Below are 19,686 nucleotides of genomic sequence, written 5' to 3'. Positions count from 1 at the left end.
GGTACAGATCCCGGGCGTGAGCTACGCCGTGGGCTGCACCCCGCTGGGCCCGGTCGCCTGGACCGGGGTGGCCGCGGCCATCGCCCTGGCCCTGGACTGGCTGTGAGCGTCAGGCCTTCACGTACAGCTTGTACATGATGAACGCCGAGAACTGCGGGTCGAACATCGCGCCGCCGACCTTCGAGCCGTGCAGGTAGAACCGGCGCTGGAAGGTTTCGGGGATGATCGGAGCCAGCTCCGTCATGATCTTCTTGTCCAGCGCCTCCCAGGCCTTGGCGGCCTGGTTCGGGTCGGCGATGACCGCGTTCTTCTTGATCGCGTCGTTGACCCAGCCGACGTTCAGCTGCGAGACGTTGTTGGAGCCGTTGGCGATGGTGGAGCCGTCGAACAGCGGCTGCATCACGGTGTAACCGGTCGGCCAGTCCGGGGACCAGCCGAACCACATCACGTCGAAGCTGTTGTCGATCTGCTGGACCTGGTCGTAGTAGCTGGTGGAGTCCACCGGCTTCAGAACCGGGTCGAAGCCCGCCTCCTTCAGGGCGTTGGTGATGACGACCGCCGTCTTGGTGTAGGCGTCGTTGCTGCCCTTGGGGTAGGTGTAGACGATCTTCTGGCCGAGCTTGCCGGCCTCCTTCAGGAGCGCCTTGGCCTTCACCGGGTCGCCCTGCGGCTTCTTCAGCTTGCCGTAGACGTCCTGGTGCTCGTAGCCCAGGATGTCGGGGCTGATGATGGAGGTCGCGTAGTCACCGGCGGACGGACCGCCGTAGATGCGGCGGATCTGCTCCAGCGGCCAGGCGTAGTTGAGCGCCTGACGCACCTTCGGGTCGGTGATCCGCTTGCAGTTGATGGCGTAGTAGTACAGGCCGGTGAGCAGGCCGTTGATGGTGCGCGCCTTCAGCTGGGCGTCACCGAGGACCTTCTGGAGACGCTGGGCCGGGACACCGCTGTACGCCATGACCGCGTACTGGTCGTCGCCGCTCTCCGCGATCAGACGGTCGGTGGCCGCGAGGGCCTCGTAGCCGAACTGGAAGGTGAAGCTGTCCGGGTAGGCGTTGCGGATCGCGTCCGTCTTCGGGTCCCAGTTCGGGTTGCGCACCAGCTTCAGGGACTTGTCGACGGAGTGCTGCGCGATCTTGTAAGGACCGGCGGAGACCGGGTCCTTGTCGTACTTCTCCTTGGAGTCGTGGCCGACGGGCACGGCGCCGTAGGAGTGCATCGCCAGGGTGAAGTTGAGGTCGGGACGGGCGACCTTCAGCTTCAGGGTGATGGTCTTCTTCGCCTTGTCGGTGACGATCGAGTCCAGGTGCTTGCCGCTGAACGGGCCCTTGTACTTGGACCGGAAGTCGCTGGAGCCGACGAGCGCGGACTGGACGTACTGCGCACCCTCGGTGGTGAAGCTGGCGAAGCCGCGCTCGATGCCGTGGCGGACGTCCTCGACGGTCAGCTCGCTGCCGTCGTCCCACTTCAGACCGTCCTTCAGGGTGAAGGTCCAGGTCTTGCCGCCGTCGGACATGGTGCCCGGGTCGGTCGCCAGGTCACCGACGAGCTTCATGGAGCCGTCGGCGGCGATCTTGTAGCCGGTCAGGGTACGGACGTACAGGTTGGCGATGGTGGAGTTCCACGCGAAGTAGATCCGCTGCGGGTCCAGGTGGGAGAAGTCGTCCGGCCCGAGGCCGATGATGTTGCCGCCCTTCTTCGCGCCCGGAATCTCCGGGGCGGGGCCGGTCGAGTCCTCCTTGGTGCCGACGGTCACGGAACCCGTGTACTTGTCGGTACCGGCGTGGGAGTTCTTGCCACCGTTCCCGCTCCCGCCGCTGCTGCACGCGGAGAGGACCATGGAGCCGCCGGCCGCGACCGACGTGGCGATGACGAAGTTTCTGCGGGAAAGGGACATGGCTTCCTGCTCTTGTCGAGGAGAGTTACGAGCTGCTCCGGCGGGCCCCGTCGCCCGGGCCGGAAGGTGGAACGGGAGGTTCAGCGCCCGGCCTTGGGGTCCAGCGCGTCACGCACCGAGTCGCCGAGGAGGTTGAAGGCGATCACGAAGATCACCATCGACAGACCCGGGAAGAGCATGTAGGTGATGTCGCCCTGGTAGAAGTTGGCCGCGTTCTGGACCATGACGCCCCAGTCCGGCGTGGGGTCGGAGAGACCGACGCCGAGGAAGGCGAGACCGGCCTCGATGGTCACGTACGCCGGGAGAGCCAGGGTTGCCTGGATCAGGATCGGCGTCCAGAGGTTGGGCAGCAGTTCCTTGAAGATGATCCGGGCCGGTGATGCACCCGTGACCTTGGCCGCTTCCACGAACTCGCGTTCGCGCAGGGCGAGGACCTCACCGCGCAGAAGTCGGGCGATGGGCGCCCAGCCGAAGGCCGTCATGACGGTGATCAGGGACACGACGGTGAGCCAGACCGGGGTCGCCTCGTCGGGCGCGACCAGGATCGTGAGCAGTACCGGCCAGAAGCCGATGAAGAACAGGGTCTGCGGGAAAGCCAGCAGGATGTCGATGATCCGGCCGACCAGGTAGTCCGTCCTGCCGCCCAGGTAGCCGGCGGTCAGGCCGATGACGATGCCGAGGGCGGTGACCAGCAGGGTGGTCAGGGCGGCGATCAGCAGGGAGTTGCGGATGCCGTAGAGCAGGAACGTGAAGACGTCCCGTCCGAGCTGAGGGTCGATGCCGAACCAGAAGTCGCCGCTGATCCCGCCGTTGGGCGCGGCCGGCAGACCGAAGTCGTCGAGGAGACCCGGCGTGTTCTGGCCGTACGTCGTGTACGGGTTCTTCCCGTACAGCTTGGCTATGAGCGGCGCGCAGATGCCGATCACGAAGAAGAAGATCACCACATAGGCGGATATGACGCCCGTCCTGTCCCGCTTGAAACGGGTCCAGGCCAGCCGTCCCGGAGAGCGGCTCTCGGTGCCCTTGGGGTTGCCGGGCTTCGCCGATGCGGCGCTGTCTTCGTCGGTCACCTCGAGGGGGGCGGCCGGGGAAGGAGTTGCGGGGGTCATGATGCTCCGTGCCTTGTGGGTCAAGGCTCCGCAGGGCGCTCCCCTACGGGCTACGCCGGACTTTTTCAACGCAATTCATTCAAGGTCAATAAATTCTGGGCCGCCTTGGTTGCGTCTTTACCTTCTTGGCTCGTACTTGACCATTCCGCAGCTACACGGGTAGCGCGCCGTAATCAATCCGTGCTTCAGATCGGACCAATTGGACGAATCGGGCAAGGCGTTCGTTATGCGGACGGTCGAGTGTCGAAATGCGTACATCGACACGTCCCAATCCAACGTTTCAGCATCGTTAAGCGAAGATCTGTTGCGCTCCTCGGACAAGATCGTCAAGGGGGTCCGTGGGGGGTGCCTGCATTCGGATGACGTGTCCCTCTAAAGGCCCCTCAATCGGGCGGCGCGCATGCGGTATGTGATCTATGAGCCGATATTGGCCGGTATCGGGGCAGTGATCACGAGGGAGGCAGCCATGCGGGGAATCTCGCGCGCCCGGTGGGCCGTCGGCGCGGTGGCGGTGGCGCTCGCCGCGGCGGGCTGCGGGGGCGGCGGAGGATCAGGCGGCGGCGGCAACGGCGGCGCGGTGCTCAGCTCCTCCTGGGGCGACCCGCAGAACCCGCTGGAGCCCGCCAACACCAACGAGGTGCAGGGCGGCAAGGTCCTCGACATGATCTTCCGAGGTCTGAAGCGGTACGACCCGAAGACCGCCAAGGCCGAGAACTGGCTCGCCCAGTCCATCGACACCAAGGACTCGCAGACCTTCACGATCAAGGTGAAGGACGGCTGGACGTTCTCGAATGGCGAAAAAGTGACCGCCCGGTCCTTCGTGGACGCCTGGAACTACGGGGCCAGCCTGAAGAACAACCAGAAGAACGCGTACTTCTTCGGGTACATCGAGGGCTACGACAAGGTGCACCCCGACAGCGGCAGCCAGAGCGCCGGCACCCTGTCCGGGCTGAACGTGGTGGACGACCACACCTTCACCGTCCGGCTCCGGCAGAAGTTCTCCGGCTTCCCCGACACCCTCGGCTACGCGGCCTTCGCCCCGCTGCCCCGCGCCTTCTTCACCGACCACGCGGGCTGGCTGAGCAAACCGGTCGGCAACGGGCCGTACACGATCGAGTCCTACACGAAGGGCTCGCAGATGACCCTGAGGAAGTGGGACGGGTACCCCGGCAGCGACAAGGCGCAGAACGACGGAGTGACCCTCAAGGTCTACACGGACAACAACACCGCCTACACCGACCTGATGGCGGGCAACCTCGACCTCGTCGACGACGTCCCCGCCGCCCAGCTGAAGAACGTCAAGAGCGACCTGGGCGACCGGTACATCAACACCCCGGCCGGCATCATCCAGACCCTGGCCTTCCCCTACTACGACCCGGCCTGGAACAAGGCCGGGTCGGAGAAGGTCCGCACGGGCCTGTCCATGGCGATCAACCGCAAGCAGATCACCCAGACCATCTTCAGCAACACCCGCACCCCGGCCACCGACTGGACCTCCCCGGTGCTCGGCGCGGCCGGCGGCTACCAGGCCGGCCTGTGCGGCAAGGCCTGCGACTACGACCCCGCCGAGGCCAGGAAGCTGATCCAGCAGGGCGGCGGCATCCCCGGCGGCCAGGTCAGGATCACCTACAACGCCGACACGGGCTCGCACAAGGAGTGGGTGGACGCGGTGTGCAACTCCATCAACAACGCCCTCGGCAACGGCACGGCCTGCGTGGGCAACCCCGTCGGCACCTTCGCCGACTTCCGCAACCAGATCGGGCAGCACAAGATGCACGGCCCGTTCCGGGCGGGCTGGCAGATGGACTACCCGCTCATCCAGAACTTCCTCCAGCCGCTCTACTACACCGACGCCTCCTCCAACGACGGCAAGTGGTCCAACAAGAACTTCGACCACCTCGTCGACCAGGCCAACGCGCAGACCGACCCCGGCAAGGCCGTGGACCTCTTCCGGCAGGCCGAGGGGGTCGTCCGCGACAACATGGCCGCCATCCCGCTCTGGTACCAGAACGGCAGCGCCGGCTACTCGCAGCGGCTGTCCCATGTGGCCCTCAACCCCTTCAGCGTCCCCGTCTACAACGAGATCAAGGTCGGCTGACCGGGCATGGGGCGCTATGTCCTGCGGCGACTGCTCCAGATGATCCCGGTGTTCATCGGGGCCACCCTGCTGATCTTCCTCATGGTGAACGTGATGGGCGACCCCGTCGCGGGCCTGTGCGGGGAGCGGGCGTGCGACCCGGCGACCGCGGCCCAGCTGAGGAAGGAGTTCGGCCTGGACAAGCCGGTCTGGCAGCAGTACCTCACCTACATGGGGAACGTCTTCACCGGAGACTTCGGTACGGCGTTCAACGGCCAGAAGGTCACCGAGCTGATGGCGACGGCCTTCCCCGTCACCATCCGGCTCACCCTCGTCGCCATCCTCATCGAGATCGTCATCGGCATCACCCTCGGCGTGGTCACCGGTCTGCGCCGGGGCCGTCCCGTCGACACCGGGGTGCTCCTCGCCACCCTCGTGGTCATCTCCGTCCCCACCTTCGTCACCGGTCTGCTGCTGCAACTGCTGCTCGGCGTCGAGTGGCAGTGGATCAAGCCGTCCGTCTCGCCGGACGCCACCTTCGGCGAGCTGCTCGTGCCCGGCCTGGTCCTGGCCTCGGTCTCGCTCGCCTATGTCACCCGGCTGACCCGGACCTCCATCGCCGAGAACAAGCGGTCCGACTACGTCCGCACGGCGATCGCCAAGGGCCTGCCGCGACGCCGGGTCATCACCCGCCATCTGCTGCGCAACTCGCTGATCCTGGTGGTCACCTTCATCGGCACCGACATCGGCGCGCTGATGGGCGGGGCGATCGTCACCGAGCGGATCTTCAACATCCACGGCGTCGGCTACCAGCTCTACCAGGGCATCCTGCGGCAGAACACCCAGACGGTCGTCGGCTTCGTGACGATCCTCGTGCTGGTCTTCCTGGTGGCCAACCTCCTCGTCGACCTTCTGTACGCCGTACTCGACCCGAGGATCCGCTATGCCTGAGCAGCCGTACGAACCCGAGCGCGCGATCGCCGGCACGGGCATGGGCGGCGCGATGGACCTGGGCGCCAGCGAGGCCGCGACCCTGGAGAAGACGCCGGGGGGCCCGGAAGGCACCGGCCCGGCCGGTGCACCCCGCTCGCTCTGGTCCGACGCCTGGCGGGACCTGCGCCGCAACCCCGTCTTCCTGCTCTCCGCCGTGGTCATCCTCTTCCTGGTCTTCATCTCCCTGTGGCCCTCGGCGATCGCCTCCGGCTCCCCCCTCACCTGCGACCTCGCCAAGGCCCAGGACGGCCCCGGCCCCGGCGCCCCCTTCGGCTACGACGGCCAGGGCTGCAACGTCTACACACGTACCGTCTACGGCGCCCGTACGTCCGTCACGGTCGGTGTGCTGGCCACCCTCGGGGTGGCGCTGTTCGGCTCCGTCCTGGGCGGCCTCGCGGGGTACTTCGGCGGCACCTGGGACGCGATCCTGTCCCGGATCACCGACATCTTCTTCGCCATCCCGGTCGTCCTCGGCGGCCTCGTCCTCCTCTCCGTGGTGACCAGCAATACGGTCTGGCCGGTCATCGGGTTCATGGTCCTGCTCGGCTGGCCGCAGATCTCCCGCATCGCGCGCGGCTCGGTCATCACCGCCAAGCAGAGCGACTACGTCCAGGCCGCCCGCGCCCTCGGCGCCTCCGACTCCCGCATCCTGCTGCGCCACATCGCTCCCAACGCCGTGGCCCCGGTGATCGTCGTCGCCACCATCGCCCTCGGCACCTACATCGCCCTGGAGGCGACCCTGTCCTACCTCGGCGTCGGCCTCAAACCGCCCAGCGTCTCCTGGGGCATCGACATCTCGTCGGCCTCCAACTACATCCGCAACGCCCCGCACGCCCTGCTCTGGCCCGCCGGCGCCCTGGCGGTCACCGTCCTGGCCTTCATCATGCTCGGCGACGCGGTCCGCGACGCCCTCGACCCGAAGCTGAGGTGATCGTCGCGTGCTGCTCGACGTGCGGGACCTGCATGTGGAGTTCCGGACCCGGGACGGGGTCGCCCATGCCGTCAACGGGGTCAGCTACCACGTGGACGAGGGGGAGACGCTGGCGGTGCTGGGGGAGTCAGGGTCGGGCAAGTCCGTCACCGCGCAGGCGGTCATGGGGATCCTCGACTCGCCGCCCGGGAGGATCACCGCAGGGCAGATCCTCTTCCAGGGGCGGGATCTGCTCACCCTGAAGGAGGAGGAGCGCAGAAAGATCCGGGGCGCCGGAATGGCGATGATCTTCCAGGACGCGCTGTCGGCCCTCAACCCGGTCCTCTCGGTCGGGGACCAGCTCGGCGAGATGTTCGTCGTGCACCGCGGGATGTCCCGCAAGGACGCCCGGGCCCGGGCCGTCGAACTGATGGACCGGGTGCGCATCCCGGGCGCCGCCCAGCGGGTGCGGGACTATCCCCACCAGTTCTCCGGCGGCATGCGCCAGCGCATCATGATCGCCATGGCGCTGGCCCTGGAGCCCGCGCTCATCATCGCCGACGAGCCGACCACCGCCCTGGACGTCACCGTCCAGGCCCAGGTCATGGACCTGCTCGCGGAGTTGCAGCGCGAGTACCACATGGGACTCATCCTCATCACCCATGACCTGGGCGTGGTCGCGGACGTCGCCGACCGGATCGCGGTGATGTACGCGGGGAAGATCGTCGAGTCCGCGCCGGTGCTGGACATCTACAAGGCGCCCGCCCACCCCTACACCCGGGGCCTGCTGGACTCCGTACCCCGCCTGGACCAGAAGGGCCGGCAGCTGTACGCCATCCAGGGCCTGCCGCCCAACCTGATGCACATCCCGCCCGGCTGCTCCTTCCACCCCCGCTGCCCGATGGCGCAGGACGTCTGCCGCGCCGACGAACCCCCGCTGTACCCGGTGTCCGAGGTGCGCGGCAGCGCCTGCCACTTCTGGAGGGAGTGTCTGCATGGCCGTGAGCGCTGAGCCGATCCTGGAGGTCGCCGGGCTGGTCAAGCACTACCCGCTGACCCGGGGCGTCCTCTTCAAGAAGCAGGTCGGCGCGGTGAAGGCCGTGGACGGCGTGGACTTCACCCTGGGCAGGGGCGAGACCCTCGGCATCGTCGGCGAGTCCGGCTGCGGCAAGTCGACGGTCGCGAAGCTGCTGTGCAACCTGGAACGCCCCACGGCCGGCTCCATCCGCTTCAAGGGCGAGGACATCACCCGTCTGTCCGGCCGCGCGCTGAAGGCGGTACGCCGCAACATCCAGATGGTCTTCCAGGACCCGTACACCTCCCTCAACCCCCGGATGACGGTGGGGGACATCATCGGGGAGCCGTACGAGATCCACCCCGAGGCGGCCCCCAAGGGCGACCGGCGCCGCCGGGTGCAGGAGCTGCTGGACGTGGTCGGCCTCAACCCGGAGTACATCAACCGCTATCCGCACCAGTTCTCCGGCGGCCAGCGCCAGCGCATCGGCATCGCCCGGGGTCTGGCGCTGCGCCCGGAGGTGATCGTCGCCGACGAGCCGGTCTCCGCCCTCGACGTCTCGGTGCAGGCCCAGGTGATCAACCTGCTGCACCGGCTCCAGTCGGATTTCGACCTCTCCTACGTCTTCATCGCGCACGATCTGTCCATCGTCCGGCACATCTCGGACCGGGTCGGGGTGATGTACCTGGGCCGGATCGTGGAGATCGGCCGGGACGCCGAGATCTACGACCATCCCACGCACCCGTACACCCAGGCGCTGCTCTCCGCCGTCCCGGTCCCGGACCCCGAGGCCCGTGAACACCGGGAGCGGATCATCCTCTTCGGCGATGTGCCGTCCCCGACCGACATCCCGTCCGGCTGCCGCTTCCGCACCCGCTGCTGGAAGGCACAAGAGCGCTGCGCCCTGGAGGTGCCGGCGCTGGCCGTGCCGGCCCATCTGCGAGGCGCCGCCGGGCCCGCCGCGCACGACTCGGCCTGCCACTTCGCCGAGGAGAAGCAGGTCGTACCGCCGGAGGACGCCCTGGAGAACGGCAACGGGCCGGGGTGACATGACGCACCCCGGCCCGTTCACGGCACCCGCACGGCCGTACATGGATCAGCCTCGCGCGTCCGTATATCGGTGCCGCTTCCGTGAAGTTGCCTGTGTGTTAACGCGGTTCACGTTCATTTTGCGGGACGGGCCAGCGACCGCCGCAGGAAGTCCAGCTGGAGCCGCAGCAGGTTCTCCGCGACGGTCTCCTGCGGGGTCATATGGGTCACCCCGGACAGCGGCAGCACCTCGTGCGGGCGGCCGGCGGCGAGCAGCGCGGAGGAGAGCCGCAGGGAGTGCGCGACGACCACGTTGTCGTCCGCCAGCCCGTGGACGATCATCATCGGCCGGTGCGGCTCGGCGGCGTCGACCAGGCCCGCGTCGTCGATCACCGAGTTGCGGCGGTAGACCTCCGGCTGCTCGTCCGGGTGGCCCAGATAGCGCTCCTCGTAGTGGGTGTCGTAGAGCCGCAGGTCGGTGACGGGCGCGCCGACCACCGCCGCGTGGAAGACGTCCGGGCGGCGCAGCACCGCGAGGGCCGCCAGATAGCCGCCGAAGGACCAGCCCCGGATGGCCACCCGGTCCAGGTCCAGCGGGAACCGTCCGGCGAGCGCGTGCAGCGCGTCCACCTGGTCCTGGACCACGACGGCGGCCTTGTCGTCCCGGATCGCCTTCTCCCAGCCGGGGGAGTGGCCCGGGGTGCCCCGCCCGTCGGCGACGACCACCGCGAAGCCCTGGTCGGCGAACCACTGGGAGGTGAGGTGGGCGTTGTGCGCGGCGACCACCCGCTGGCCGTGCGGACCGCCGTAGGGGTCCAGCAGCACCGGCAGGGGCGTGTCACCGTGGTAGTCCCGTGGCATAAGCACGGCGCATGGAATTTTGCGTGCGCCCCCCTGGGTGAGCGTCACCCGGGGGGACATACCGGGATCTTCGGCGTACGACCGGACAGCGGCCACCGGTTTTCCGTCACGCAGTACCTGCGCCCGGGTGCCCGGCCGGTCCAGCGCCGCGGACGCCAGGACCGTCACCCCTCCGCAGCGCACCGCCGAGTGCACACCCGGCTCCTGGGACAGGCGCTCCACGCCCAGCTCGTTCACCCGGTACACATGGATTTCGCCGATTTCCGGGTCCTCCGCCTCCGCGCCCGCGGAGGCGGAAACCAGTACGTCCTCCCGACCGACGTCCAGCACCGCCCGGATGTGCAACTGACCGCTGGTCAGCGGCCTTTCGCCGACCGCCAGCACGCGTGCCCCGCCCTCGTCCGCGATACGGACAAGCTGCCCGGAGGGGCTCCAGCAGGGCACTCCAGCGAACAGTTCCAGCCAACTTGGATCTTCATCGGCGTGCACCATCCGGGTGGCCCCGGTGTCCGGGTCCACCGCGAGGATCAACTGGCTCTGCTGGTCCCGCGCCTGCACGAGTACCAGCGGGGCACCTGCCTCTGACCAGTGCACTCGTGCCAGATACGGATAGCGGGACCGGTCCCACGCGACCTCCGTGCGCTCCCCGTCCAGGCCGAGCACGAACAGCCGCACCTCCGCGTTAGGAGTACCGGCGGCGGGGTACGCGACGTTATTTGGCTCACGCTCCGGGTGGGCCGGGTCGGCGATCCACCACCGCTGCACCGGCGTGTCGTCCACGCGCGCCACGAGCAGCCGGCGCCCGTCCGGCGCCCACCAGAAACCGCGCGAACGGTGCATCTCCTCGGCCGCGATGAACTCCGCGAGCCCGTAGGAAACCCCCTCCGCCTCCGGCTCGGCGAGCGCCCGGTCGGCACCGCCCTCCGCGTCCACCACCCGCAGCGCGCCCCGCGCGACATACGCGATGTGCCGCCCGTCGGGCGCCGGGCGCGGGTCGATCACCGGCCCGGGCACGCCCAGTTCGCGTGCCGTGCCGACCCGCAGCTCGGCCGCGAAAAGCCGCCCTGACAAGGTGAAAGCCGCCAACTCCACGGCCGCGTCGGTGGCATACCCGACGATCCCGGCGCCGCCCTCGCGGCTCCGCTCCCGGCGCGCCCGCTCCTCGGCGGAGAGTTCTTCCCCGGCCCCCGCAAGCAGTGCGGCCGGGTCCGCCGCGAGGCGCTCGGTGCCCTGCGGGAGATCCAGCACCCACAGGGAGTGGGCGCGGTCCGTGCCGGAACCGGAACGCAGGAACGCGACACGCGAGCCGTCGGGCGCCACGGTGAACGCACGCGGCGCGCCGAGCGTGAACCGCAGCGTCCGGGCGTGCCGACGGGGGAAGGAGTCAGCCTCGGTCGTCATACCCCGACCATATTGGCCATGCGCCCCCTTGTGCGGCCGTGCGCCGAGCGATGCGCGCATACGGATAGTTATGATCACTACCGCTGTGTGGGTATGAACCTGCTGGCGTCTGCATGGATTTGCTCAACTGATCTAGATCTGGCGATCTTTGTGACTGGCGATCTTTGGAGGTGAGCCGCCGTGGCACTCTCGATTTCGGCGGTGGTGCTGCTGGCGATCATCGTCTTCTTGCTGATCAAGAAGTCCGGGCTGAAGGGCGGTCACGCAGCTGTCTGCGTCCTGCTGGGGTTCTATCTCGCCTCCTCGACGATCGCTCCGACGATCAGCGAGCTGACGACCAACGTGGCCAGCATGATCGGCAGCATCAAGTTCTGAGCCGGCCCGGTCGCGGCCGGCTCCGGCACCGACTTCGCCGATCGCCCTCGCCACGCTTGGATAGTTGCACTACCTTTCCGGCGTGGACCAGTTGACCGCTGACGACCCGACCCGCATCGGCCCGTACCGTCTGATCGCCCGGCTGGGCGAGGGCGGCATGGGGCTGGTCTATCTCGGGCGCTCCGAGGGCGGCCGCACCGTGGCCGTGAAAGTCGTGCAGGCCGAGTACGCCGGGCATCAGGAGTTCCGCCGGCGGTTCGCCCGTGAGGTGGCCGCCGCCCGGCGGGTGGGCGGCAGTTGGACGGCGGCCGTGCTCGACGCCGATCCCGAGGCCGCCGTCCCCTGGGTCGCCACCCAGTACATCCCGGGGCCCGACCTGCACACCGTGGTCGCCAAGGACTTCGGGCCGCTGCCCGAGTACTCGGTGCACGCCCTGGCCAACCGGCTCGCCCTCGCCCTCGGCGCCGTGCACGAGGCGGGCCTGATCCACCGCGACCTCAAGCCCTCCAACGTCCTCGTCACCGTCGACGGCCCCCGCGTCATCGACTTCGGCATCGCCCGCGCCATGGACAGCCTCTCCGGGCACAGCCTGCTCACCCGCACCGGCATGCTCATCGGCTCACCCGGCTTCATGTCGCCGGAACAGGTCCGCGGCCTCGAACTCACCCCCGCCAGCGATGTGTTCTGCCTCGGCGCGGTCCTCGTCTACGCCGCCACCGGCCGCCTTCTGTTCGGCGCCACGGAAACCGGTCTGAACGCCCACCTCTTCCGGATCGCCGAGGAGGAGGCGGACCTGACCGGCGTACCCGAGCCGCTGGCCGACCTGGTCGCCGCCTGCCTGCACAAGGACCCGGCCCAACGGCCGACCCCGCGGCAGGTGGCCGAGCGCACGGCACCGGAGCGGGCCGGGGAATGGCTGCCGGGGCCCGTCCTGGCACAACTCGGTCGGCATGCCGCCCAGTTGCTGGACTTCGCCCCGGCGCCGCGGGCGGAGGAGCCGGCAGCGGATCCTCAACCGGGGTCGCCCGCGCCGGGATCCTCGGGGGAGGCACCGGTGCCCGGCCCCGGCGCCGAACCCCAGCCGGACCCGCGGGTCGCGCTGGCCCGGTCCCGCGCCGACGCCCCGGTGCCGCAGACCCCGCCCGCGTCCCCGCCCCCGCCGCCCGCCTACTCGCCGACGGTCCCCACCGCCCCCGCCCCGCCGAACCCACGGCGCTGGTGGGGTCTGGTGGCGCTGATGCTGGCGCAGCTGACGGTCCCGCTGGAAACGGCGGCGTTCGTGCTGGGGATGCAACCCGTCCAGATCGATCTGCACGCGTCCTACGCCGGCCCGTTCACCCTGCCCGCCGTCTACGCCATCGCCTTCGGCGGCCTGCTGCTGCCCGGCGGGTATCTCGGGGACCGGATCGGGCGCAAACCGGCCCTGGTCATCGGCCTGATCGGGTTCGCGGTGGCCTCCGCGCTCGGCGGCTCCGCCGAGACCGCCGCGGTGCTGACCCTCGCCCGCGCCCTCCAGGGCGTCTTCGCCGCCCTGGTCACCCCGTCCGTGCTCGCCCTGGTGAGCACCGGCTTCCCCGAGCCCAGCGAGCGCCGCAGGGCCTTCGGGATCTACGCCCTGGTGACCGCCGGCGGTACGGCCCTCGGGCTGGCCCTGTCCGGACCGATGCTGGAGTACCTCTCCTGGCGGATCTGCCTGTACGTCGTCGTCCCGCTGGCCGTGCTCGCCCTGGCCGGCGTCGGCCCCCTGGTCCAGGACGGCCCGCGCCGCACCGGTGCCGGATCCGACCTGCCCGGTGTGCTCTCCGGCTCCCTGGGCATGGTGGCGCTCGCCTACTGCTTCAACCGGGTCCGGGACTTCGGGTGGGCCGACCCGCAGGTCCTCGTGCTGCTCCTGGGAGGTGCGGCCCTGTTCGCGGGCCGCGTGTGGCGGCAGCGCAGGAAGGAGCCGTACGTCCTGCGAGACCGCCGCCGCCTCGGCAGCCACCTCACCCTGATCCTGTTCGGCACGGGCGCCATGGGCCTCTGGCACGCCGTGACCCTCTTCCTGTTCGAACGGGGCAACGACTACGTGCAGGTCGGGACAAGCCTCCTGCCGCCGGCCCTGGCGGTGGCCGTCGGCGCCACCCAGGTATCCGCCCGCCTGCTGGGCCGGGCCGCGCCCCGCGCCCTGATCGCGGCGGGCCTGCTGGTGGCGGCGCTCGGGGCGGCGTTGCTGGCCGGCCTGTCGCTGGAGGGGGGTCCACTGCTCCTGGTGGGCACGCTGACGGCCGGTTTCGGCATCGGCTTCGCCGGCATGCCGCTCTATGCGATGGCCACCGCGGACATCGCCCCGGAACACGCCGGTGCGGCCGCGGCGAACGCCGGCACGGCACAGCAGCTGGGCGAGGCGCTCGGCTGGGGGCTGCTCATGTCGGCCTCGGGGGGCTCCTACGCCGTGACGTTCGGCTGGTCGGCGGCCGCGCTGCTGCTGGCGGCCCTCCCCGCCACGCTGATCAGCTCACCCCGGGCGGCCGCCGCCTCGTAGGGTGGCCCCATGACGGAACTGCCCTCCCGGCGTCTGCTGCTGGTGCACGCGCACCCGGACGACGAGTCGATCAACAACGGCGCGACCATGGCCAGGTACGCGGCCGAAGGTGCCCATGTGACCCTCGTCACCTGCACTCTCGGTGAGCGGGGGGAGGTCATCCCCCCGGAGCTGCGGCATCTGACGGGCCCCGCGCTGGGCGCCCACCGGCGCGGTGAGCTGGCCGCCGCCGTGCGCGAGCTGGGGGTGACCGACGCCCGGCTGCTCGGCGGGGCGGGCCGGTACGGGGACTCCGGGATGATGGGCACCGCCGACAACGACGACCCCGGCTGCTTCTGGCAGGCCGACGTCGACGAGGCCGCGGGGCTGCTGGCGGACGTGATCCTGGAGGTCCGGCCGCAGGTGCTGGTCACCTACGACCCCGACGGCGGCTACGGCCACCCCGACCACATCCAGGCCCACCGCGTCGCCATGCGCGCCGTCGAGCTGGCCGACGAGCGCGGGCACCGCGTCGCCAAGGTCTACTGGAACCGCGCCCCGCGCTCCGTCGTGGAGGCCGCCTTCGCCCGCCTCCAGGACGAGCTGACCGCGCTGCCGTTCGACAAGAGCGCCGCCGTGGACGACGTACCGGGTGTGGTGGACGACGGGCGCGTCACCACCACCGTCGACGGCACCGCGTTCGCCACCGCAAAGGCCGCCGCGATGCGCGCCCACGTCACCCAGATCGAGGTCGCCGAACCGTACTTCGCACTCTCGAACGAACTCGCCCAGCCGCTGTTCACCACCGAGTACTACGAGTTGGTGCGCGGCCAGGGGCAGGCCGGCGAGACCGACCTGTTCGCCGGCATCGAGGACGGGGAGGCGTCGTGAGCGGCAACGGAAACGGCTCGTTGCTCACGCAGCCGCTGCGGCCGCCCTCCGCCGGGCGCGCCGCCGCCCATGTCGGACTGTTCCTGCTCGGCGCGGTCGTCGGTCTGGCCGGCGCCCTGGTGCAGGCCGCCTGGTTCCCCGGCGGGCTGCTGCTCGCCCTCGCGGGCGCCACCGGGGTGTTCCTCGGCGGGGCGTACGCCACCGGCGGGCGCGGCGGGGCGGTCGCCCCGGCGGCCGGCTGGATGGTCTGCGTCATCCTGCTCACCGCCTCGCGCCCCGAAGGCGACTTCCTCTTCGGCGCGGGCGGAGGCTCCTATCTCTTCCTGCTCGGCGGCATGGCCCTGGCTGTGATCTGCGCCACCCTTGGGGCGGTGCGGCAACCCGGCGGCGGCCCCGTCCGACTTGGCAAGTGACGTACCACTTCGCCGTACGGTGTGCGTGCGAGTCCGGTGTGGGTTTCCTCAGCGGTCATGGGATACACGCCAGAAGTGGCCAGTATGGTGGTGCGCGCCGCCGAGCTGCCCGAGCAAATGAGGTCGTGACGGGCGGTGGAGCCAACTGGGAGAACCTGCCTTGAGTCGTGAAACTGACACTCCGTCCTCCGGGCCCGACGGGCGCGGCGGAGCCGCATACCCCTCCGGCACGCCGCCGTACGGGACCCCCTTGGCTTCCGACGACGGTACGGACGCGGGCCGTTCGGGCGCGCGTCCGGAGGAGAAGAAGACCGAGACCACGCTGACCACCCGGATCCGGATCAACATCCCCGGTTCCCGGCCCATCCCGCCCGTCGTCGTGCGCAAGCCCGTCGGGGAGGGCGAGGGCCCCGCCGCGGACGAGGCGCCCGCCGAGCAGGCGCCCGCCGCTCCGGCCGAGCCCGACCGGGCCGCCGCCGAACCGGCCGCGCAGGCCGAGGAGAAGGCCAGCGACTGGTTCGCGCCCCGCAAGTCCTCGGCGCCCAAGGGCGCTCCGGGCGGCGGCGGCACGAACGGGGCCGGGACGCCCGGCGGTTCCGGCACCGCAACCGGCGCGTCGGCCGCCCGCCCGGGTGGTCCGGGTGCATCCGGTACGACTGGCAGCACCGGCGCACGCCCGGGTGGCGCACGCTCCGGCGGTGGCCGCCCCGGTGGTGTGGTCGGCTCCATGAGCATGTCCGGCGGCTCCCGGCCCGGCGGTACGGGCGGCAAGGGCGGTCTGCCCGGCGCCACCGGCGGTCCGGTCGCCCCGGGCCACGGCGGTGGCACCGGCTCCTTCGACGTGACCGAGGCGCTGGCCGCGGGCCCGCTGGGCGGCGGCTCCCGCCCGTCCGGCACGGGTGACTCCCGCCGGGACGAGCTGCCGTACTTCTCGGACGGCGCCGACACCGGCGCGGCCGACGGCTTCGGCGGCGGTGCCGCGGCCGGCGGTTCCGGCGGCTTCGACGGGCCGCTCGGTTCCGGCGGTCCGGGCGGCCCGCAGGGTCCGGCCGGACCCACCGGCGGCCCGGTCACCGGCGACAGCCCCTTCCTCACGTCCGGCGCCGACCTCGGCCGCGGCGAGCCCTTCGGCGGCCCGCAGGGCACGGCCCAGCGCAGCGCCATCGCCGACCTCGCCGGCCCGGAGGCCGCCGGCGCTCCCGTCGGCCGCGGTCCCGGCGGCGGGATCAGCGACGACACCGCGATCCTCACCCCGCAGAAACCGGCCCCGGAACCCGGCACCCCCGGCTACCGCTCCCCGGCCGACGACAACGTCTCCGGGCACACCGTCACCAGCGGCATCCCGGTCGTCCCGGGCGCCGGCAGCCCGTCGGGTGCCCCCTTCGGCGCGCACTCCGACGGCCCGGTGCCGCACACCGCGCCGAAGCCCGCGCCGGCCCCCGCGCCCAAGGCGCAGAACAAGGCGCAGGCCAAGCCGAAGAAGAAGGGCCGCAGCAAGCTGATGCTGCTCGCCGTCGGCCTGGTCGTCGTCGCGGGCGGTGTGTACGGCGCCGGACTGCTGATGAACCACACCGACGTGCCCAACGGCACCACCGTGCTCGGCGTGGACATCAGCGGCACCCGCGACGACGCCGTCAAGAAGCTCGACGACACCTTCGGCAGCCGGGTGAACAAGCCGCTGAAGCTGTCCGTCGACGGCCGCACGGTCACCCTCACCCCGGCCAACGCGGGGCTCCAGTTCGACTTCCAGGCCACCGTGAGCAAGGCCGCGAAGAGCGACTACAACCCGGTGTCCGTGGTCGGCTCCCTCTTCGGCCAGAAGCGCGTGATCGACCCGGTCATGCCGGTGGACGAGGAGAAGCTCCAGGCCGCCCTCCAGCAGGCCGGCGGCGGCTCCGGCTCGGTCACCGACGGCACCGTGAAGTTCGTGGCGGGCAAGGCCGTCGCCGTCTACGGCAAGACGGGCAAGGGCATCGACGCGGGCCGCTCCACCGCGGCCATCGAGCAGGCCTACCGCACCATGGTGGAGACGGACAGCGCGGCCGCGGTCGCGGTACCGACGACCACCCGGCAGCCGACGGTCTCGAACGCCGAGGTAGACCGCGAGCTGAAGGAGTTCGGGGAGCCGGCGATGTCGGGGCTCGTGACCGTACGGGTGGACGCGGCGCACTCGGTCCTGATGAGCCCGCAGAAGTCGCTGTGGAAGTTCCTCAAGGTGACGGCCGTCAACGGCAAGCTGGTCGACAAGCCCGACCTGGTCGCCCTGAAGCAGCTGTACGGCCAGGCCTTCGACGGGGTGCTCATCACCCGCGGCAACGGCAAGAAGACGCCGGTCACCCCGGAGGACGTGTACGCCGCGCTGCGTCCGGCGCTGCTGAGCAAGACCAACCGGGTCGGGGTCATCTCCACCAACCCCAGCTGACACCGGCGCGGCGGGCCCGTGGCTGTCCACGGGCCCGCCGCGCTGTCGTATGACATCTGTCATGCAGCACTCAGGACCGGCGACACTGCCCGCCTCCCGGTCCGCTCGGCGAGCATGGGTGTCATGACAACGACAGCGGCACCGGCCACCGCCGCCCCGGTGGTCGGGTTCGACCAGGTGACCAAGACCTACGGGGACGTGCGGGCCGTCGACGGCCTCTCGCTCCGCCTCCACCCCGGCGAGACCGTGGCCCTGCTCGGCCCGAACGGCGCCGGCAAGTCCACCACCCTCGACCTGCTCCTCGGCCTCAAGCAGCCCGACAGCGGCTCGGTGAGCCTGTTCGGCGGCACCCCGCGCGAGGCGATCGTGGCCGGCCGGGTCGGGGCCATGCTCCAGAGCGGCGGCCTGATGGACGAGGTCACCGTCGCCGAACTCGTCAAGCTCGGCTGCTCGCTGCACCCGAGGCCGCACAAGCCGGCCGACGTGATGGCCCGCGCGGGCATCACCCAGATCGCCGACCGCAAGGTCAACAAGCTCTCCGGCGGCCAGGTCCAGCGCGTCCGGTTCGCGCTCGCCACCGCCGGGGACAGCGACCTCATCCTGCTGGACGAGCCGACCACCGGCATGGACGTCTCCGCCCGCCAGGCCTTCTGGGCCACCATGCGAGAACAGGCCGACCAGGGCCGTACGGTCCTGTTCGCCACCCACTACCTCGAAGAGGCCGACGCCATCGCCGACCGGGTGCTCGTGCTGCACCGCGGCCGGCTCCTCGCCGACGGCACCGCCGCCGAGATCAAGGCCAGGGCGGGCGCCCGACGGGTCTCCTTCGACCTGGAGGGCCCGATCGACGAGGACGCGCTGCGCGCGCTGCCCTTCCTGACGTCCGTCGACGTGTCCGGGCAGACCGTCCGGCTCCAGTCGTCCGACGCCGACGCCACCGTCCACGCCCTGTACGGCCTCGGTGTCTACCCCCGCAACCTCGAAGTCGCCGGGCTCGGCCTGGAGCAGGCCTTCGTCGCCATCACGGAGGCCGAGGAGGCCAAGCAGTCATGAACTCGCTGATCAAGCTGGAACTCGCCCGCGTCATGCGGAACAAGAAGTTCCTGTTCTTCTCGGTGCTCTATCCCTCCTTCATCTACCTGATCTTCTCCAGCAGCGCCGGCTCGAACCAGAAGGTCGACGGCACCGGCCTGACCGTCGCGACCTATCTGATGGTGTCCATGGCCTCCTTCGGCGCCCTGACCGCCGTGCTGATGGGCAACAGCGAGCGCATCGCCAAGGAGCGCGAGAGCGGCTGGGTACGGCAGCTGCGGCTGACCCCGCTGCCCGGGCACGGCTACGTCCTCGCCAAGACCGCCAGCGCGGCCGTGGTGAGCCTGCCGTCCATCGTCGTGGTCTTCGCGGTCGCCGCCGCCGTCAAGCACGTACGCCTCGACCCCTGGCAGTGGCTCGCGCTGACCGGGGTCATCTGGGCCGGCAGCCTCGTCTTCGCCGCGCTCGGCGTCGCCATCGGCTATGTCGCCTCCGGGGACGCGGTCCGCCCCATCACGATGATCGTCTACTTCGGTCTGTCGATCCTCGGCGGCCTGTGGATGCCGACCACGACCTTCCCGCAGTTCCTCCAGGACATCGCGAAGTGGCTGCCCACCCACGCGTACGCTGCCCTCGGACGGGCGATCGAGCAGAGCCAGGCACCGCACGCCACCGACATCGCCGTCCTCGCCGTCTACTTCCTGCTGTTCGCGGGCGGCGCGGCCTGGCTGTACCGGAAGGACACGCTGAAGGCGTGAGCG

Annotated in this window: 15 protein-coding genes; 12 read left to right on the top strand and 3 right to left on the bottom strand. The window is 70.5% G+C overall.

Going from position 1 to position 19,686, the window contains the following annotated elements; all coding sequences use genetic code 11:
• Positions 1 to 109: 109 nt before the first annotated feature.
• Both ACWCV9_RS07505 and ACWCV9_RS07500 read right to left on the bottom strand, forming a co-directional pair.
• Entirely contained in the window at positions 110 to 1,894 is a 1,785-nt protein-coding gene (locus ACWCV9_RS07505; protein WP_450784697.1) for an ABC transporter substrate-binding protein, read from the bottom strand.
• A gap of 80 nt (positions 1,895 to 1,974) precedes the next feature.
• The gene (locus ACWCV9_RS07500; RefSeq protein WP_450784696.1) at positions 1,975 to 3,003 is read right to left on the bottom strand and encodes an ABC transporter permease; all 1,029 of its coding nucleotides are present in this window, start codon (positions 3,001 to 3,003) and stop codon (positions 1,975 to 1,977) included.
• Between the two features lie 466 nt (positions 3,004 to 3,469).
• On the opposite strand from ACWCV9_RS07500, the gene ACWCV9_RS07495 reads away from it, so the two are divergent.
• Genes ACWCV9_RS07495 through ACWCV9_RS07475 form a run of 5 tightly spaced genes read left to right on the top strand, consistent with a single transcriptional unit; the run spans position 3,470 to position 9,046 of the window.
• Complete coding sequence (locus ACWCV9_RS07495) at positions 3,470 to 5,101, top strand: peptide ABC transporter substrate-binding protein (protein WP_450784695.1); 1,632 nt, start codon at positions 3,470 to 3,472, stop codon at positions 5,099 to 5,101.
• Positions 5,102 to 5,107: 6 nt separating this feature from the next.
• Entirely contained in the window at positions 5,108 to 6,031 is a 924-nt protein-coding gene (locus tag ACWCV9_RS07490; RefSeq protein ID WP_450784694.1) for an ABC transporter permease, read from the top strand.
• On the top strand, positions 6,024 to 7,004 hold the full coding sequence (locus ACWCV9_RS07485; RefSeq protein WP_450784693.1) for an ABC transporter permease: 981 nt from the start codon (positions 6,024 to 6,026) through the stop codon (positions 7,002 to 7,004). The genes ACWCV9_RS07490 and ACWCV9_RS07485 overlap by 8 nt, the downstream gene beginning before the upstream one ends.
• 7 nt (positions 7,005 to 7,011) lie before the next feature.
• Positions 7,012 to 7,995: an ABC transporter ATP-binding protein gene (locus ACWCV9_RS07480; RefSeq protein ID WP_450784692.1), complete on the top strand. Its 984-nt coding sequence runs from the start codon at positions 7,012 to 7,014 to the stop codon at positions 7,993 to 7,995.
• A complete protein-coding gene (locus tag ACWCV9_RS07475) occupies positions 7,979 to 9,046 on the top strand; it encodes an ABC transporter ATP-binding protein (protein ID WP_450784691.1) in 1,068 nt (355 codons plus the stop codon). The genes ACWCV9_RS07480 and ACWCV9_RS07475 overlap by 17 nt, the downstream gene beginning before the upstream one ends.
• Positions 9,047 to 9,162: 116 nt before the next feature.
• Here ACWCV9_RS07475 and ACWCV9_RS07470 read toward each other — a convergent pair whose 3' ends face one another.
• On the bottom strand, positions 9,163 to 11,289 hold the full coding sequence (locus ACWCV9_RS07470) for a prolyl oligopeptidase family serine peptidase (RefSeq protein ID WP_450784690.1): 2,127 nt from the start codon (positions 11,287 to 11,289) through the stop codon (positions 9,163 to 9,165).
• Positions 11,290 to 11,469: 180 nt separating this feature from the next.
• On the opposite strand from ACWCV9_RS07470, the gene ACWCV9_RS07465 reads away from it, so the two are divergent.
• From ACWCV9_RS07465 to ACWCV9_RS07435, 7 genes are all read left to right on the top strand, one after another.
• Positions 11,470 to 11,664: a hypothetical protein gene (locus ACWCV9_RS07465; RefSeq protein WP_385840203.1), complete on the top strand. Its 195-nt coding sequence runs from the start codon at positions 11,470 to 11,472 to the stop codon at positions 11,662 to 11,664.
• An 82-nt stretch (positions 11,665 to 11,746) separates the two neighbouring features.
• Positions 11,747 to 14,188 (top strand): MFS transporter, encoded by a 2,442-nt coding sequence (locus ACWCV9_RS07460; protein WP_450784689.1) that lies wholly within the window; start codon positions 11,747 to 11,749, stop codon positions 14,186 to 14,188.
• A gap of 9 nt (positions 14,189 to 14,197) precedes the next feature.
• Entirely contained in the window at positions 14,198 to 15,058 is an 861-nt protein-coding gene (gene mshB, locus ACWCV9_RS07455; protein WP_450784688.1) for an N-acetyl-1-D-myo-inositol-2-amino-2-deoxy-alpha-D-glucopyranoside deacetylase, read from the top strand.
• Complete coding sequence (locus ACWCV9_RS07450; RefSeq protein ID WP_450784687.1) at positions 15,055 to 15,471, top strand: DUF6113 family protein; 417 nt, start codon at positions 15,055 to 15,057, stop codon at positions 15,469 to 15,471. Before mshB ends, ACWCV9_RS07450 begins: the two co-directional genes overlap by 4 nt.
• 160 nt (positions 15,472 to 15,631) lie before the next feature.
• On the top strand, positions 15,632 to 17,893 hold the full coding sequence (locus ACWCV9_RS07445) for a hypothetical protein (protein WP_450784686.1): 2,262 nt from the start codon (positions 15,632 to 15,634) through the stop codon (positions 17,891 to 17,893).
• Between the two features lie 123 nt (positions 17,894 to 18,016).
• Positions 18,017 to 18,946: an ABC transporter ATP-binding protein gene (locus ACWCV9_RS07440; protein ID WP_450784685.1), complete on the top strand. Its 930-nt coding sequence runs from the start codon at positions 18,017 to 18,019 to the stop codon at positions 18,944 to 18,946.
• Positions 18,943 to 19,683, top strand: a complete 741-nt coding sequence (locus ACWCV9_RS07435; RefSeq protein WP_450784684.1) for an ABC transporter permease — start codon at positions 18,943 to 18,945, stop codon at positions 19,681 to 19,683. The genes ACWCV9_RS07440 and ACWCV9_RS07435 overlap by 4 nt, the downstream gene beginning before the upstream one ends.
• Positions 19,684 to 19,686 lie beyond the last annotated feature (3 nt).

This window comes from Streptomyces sp. NPDC001606 (genome assembly GCF_053596835.1).
The sequence above is the reverse complement of the archived record's forward strand: the minus strand, read 5'-3'. Positions and strand labels throughout refer to the sequence as shown.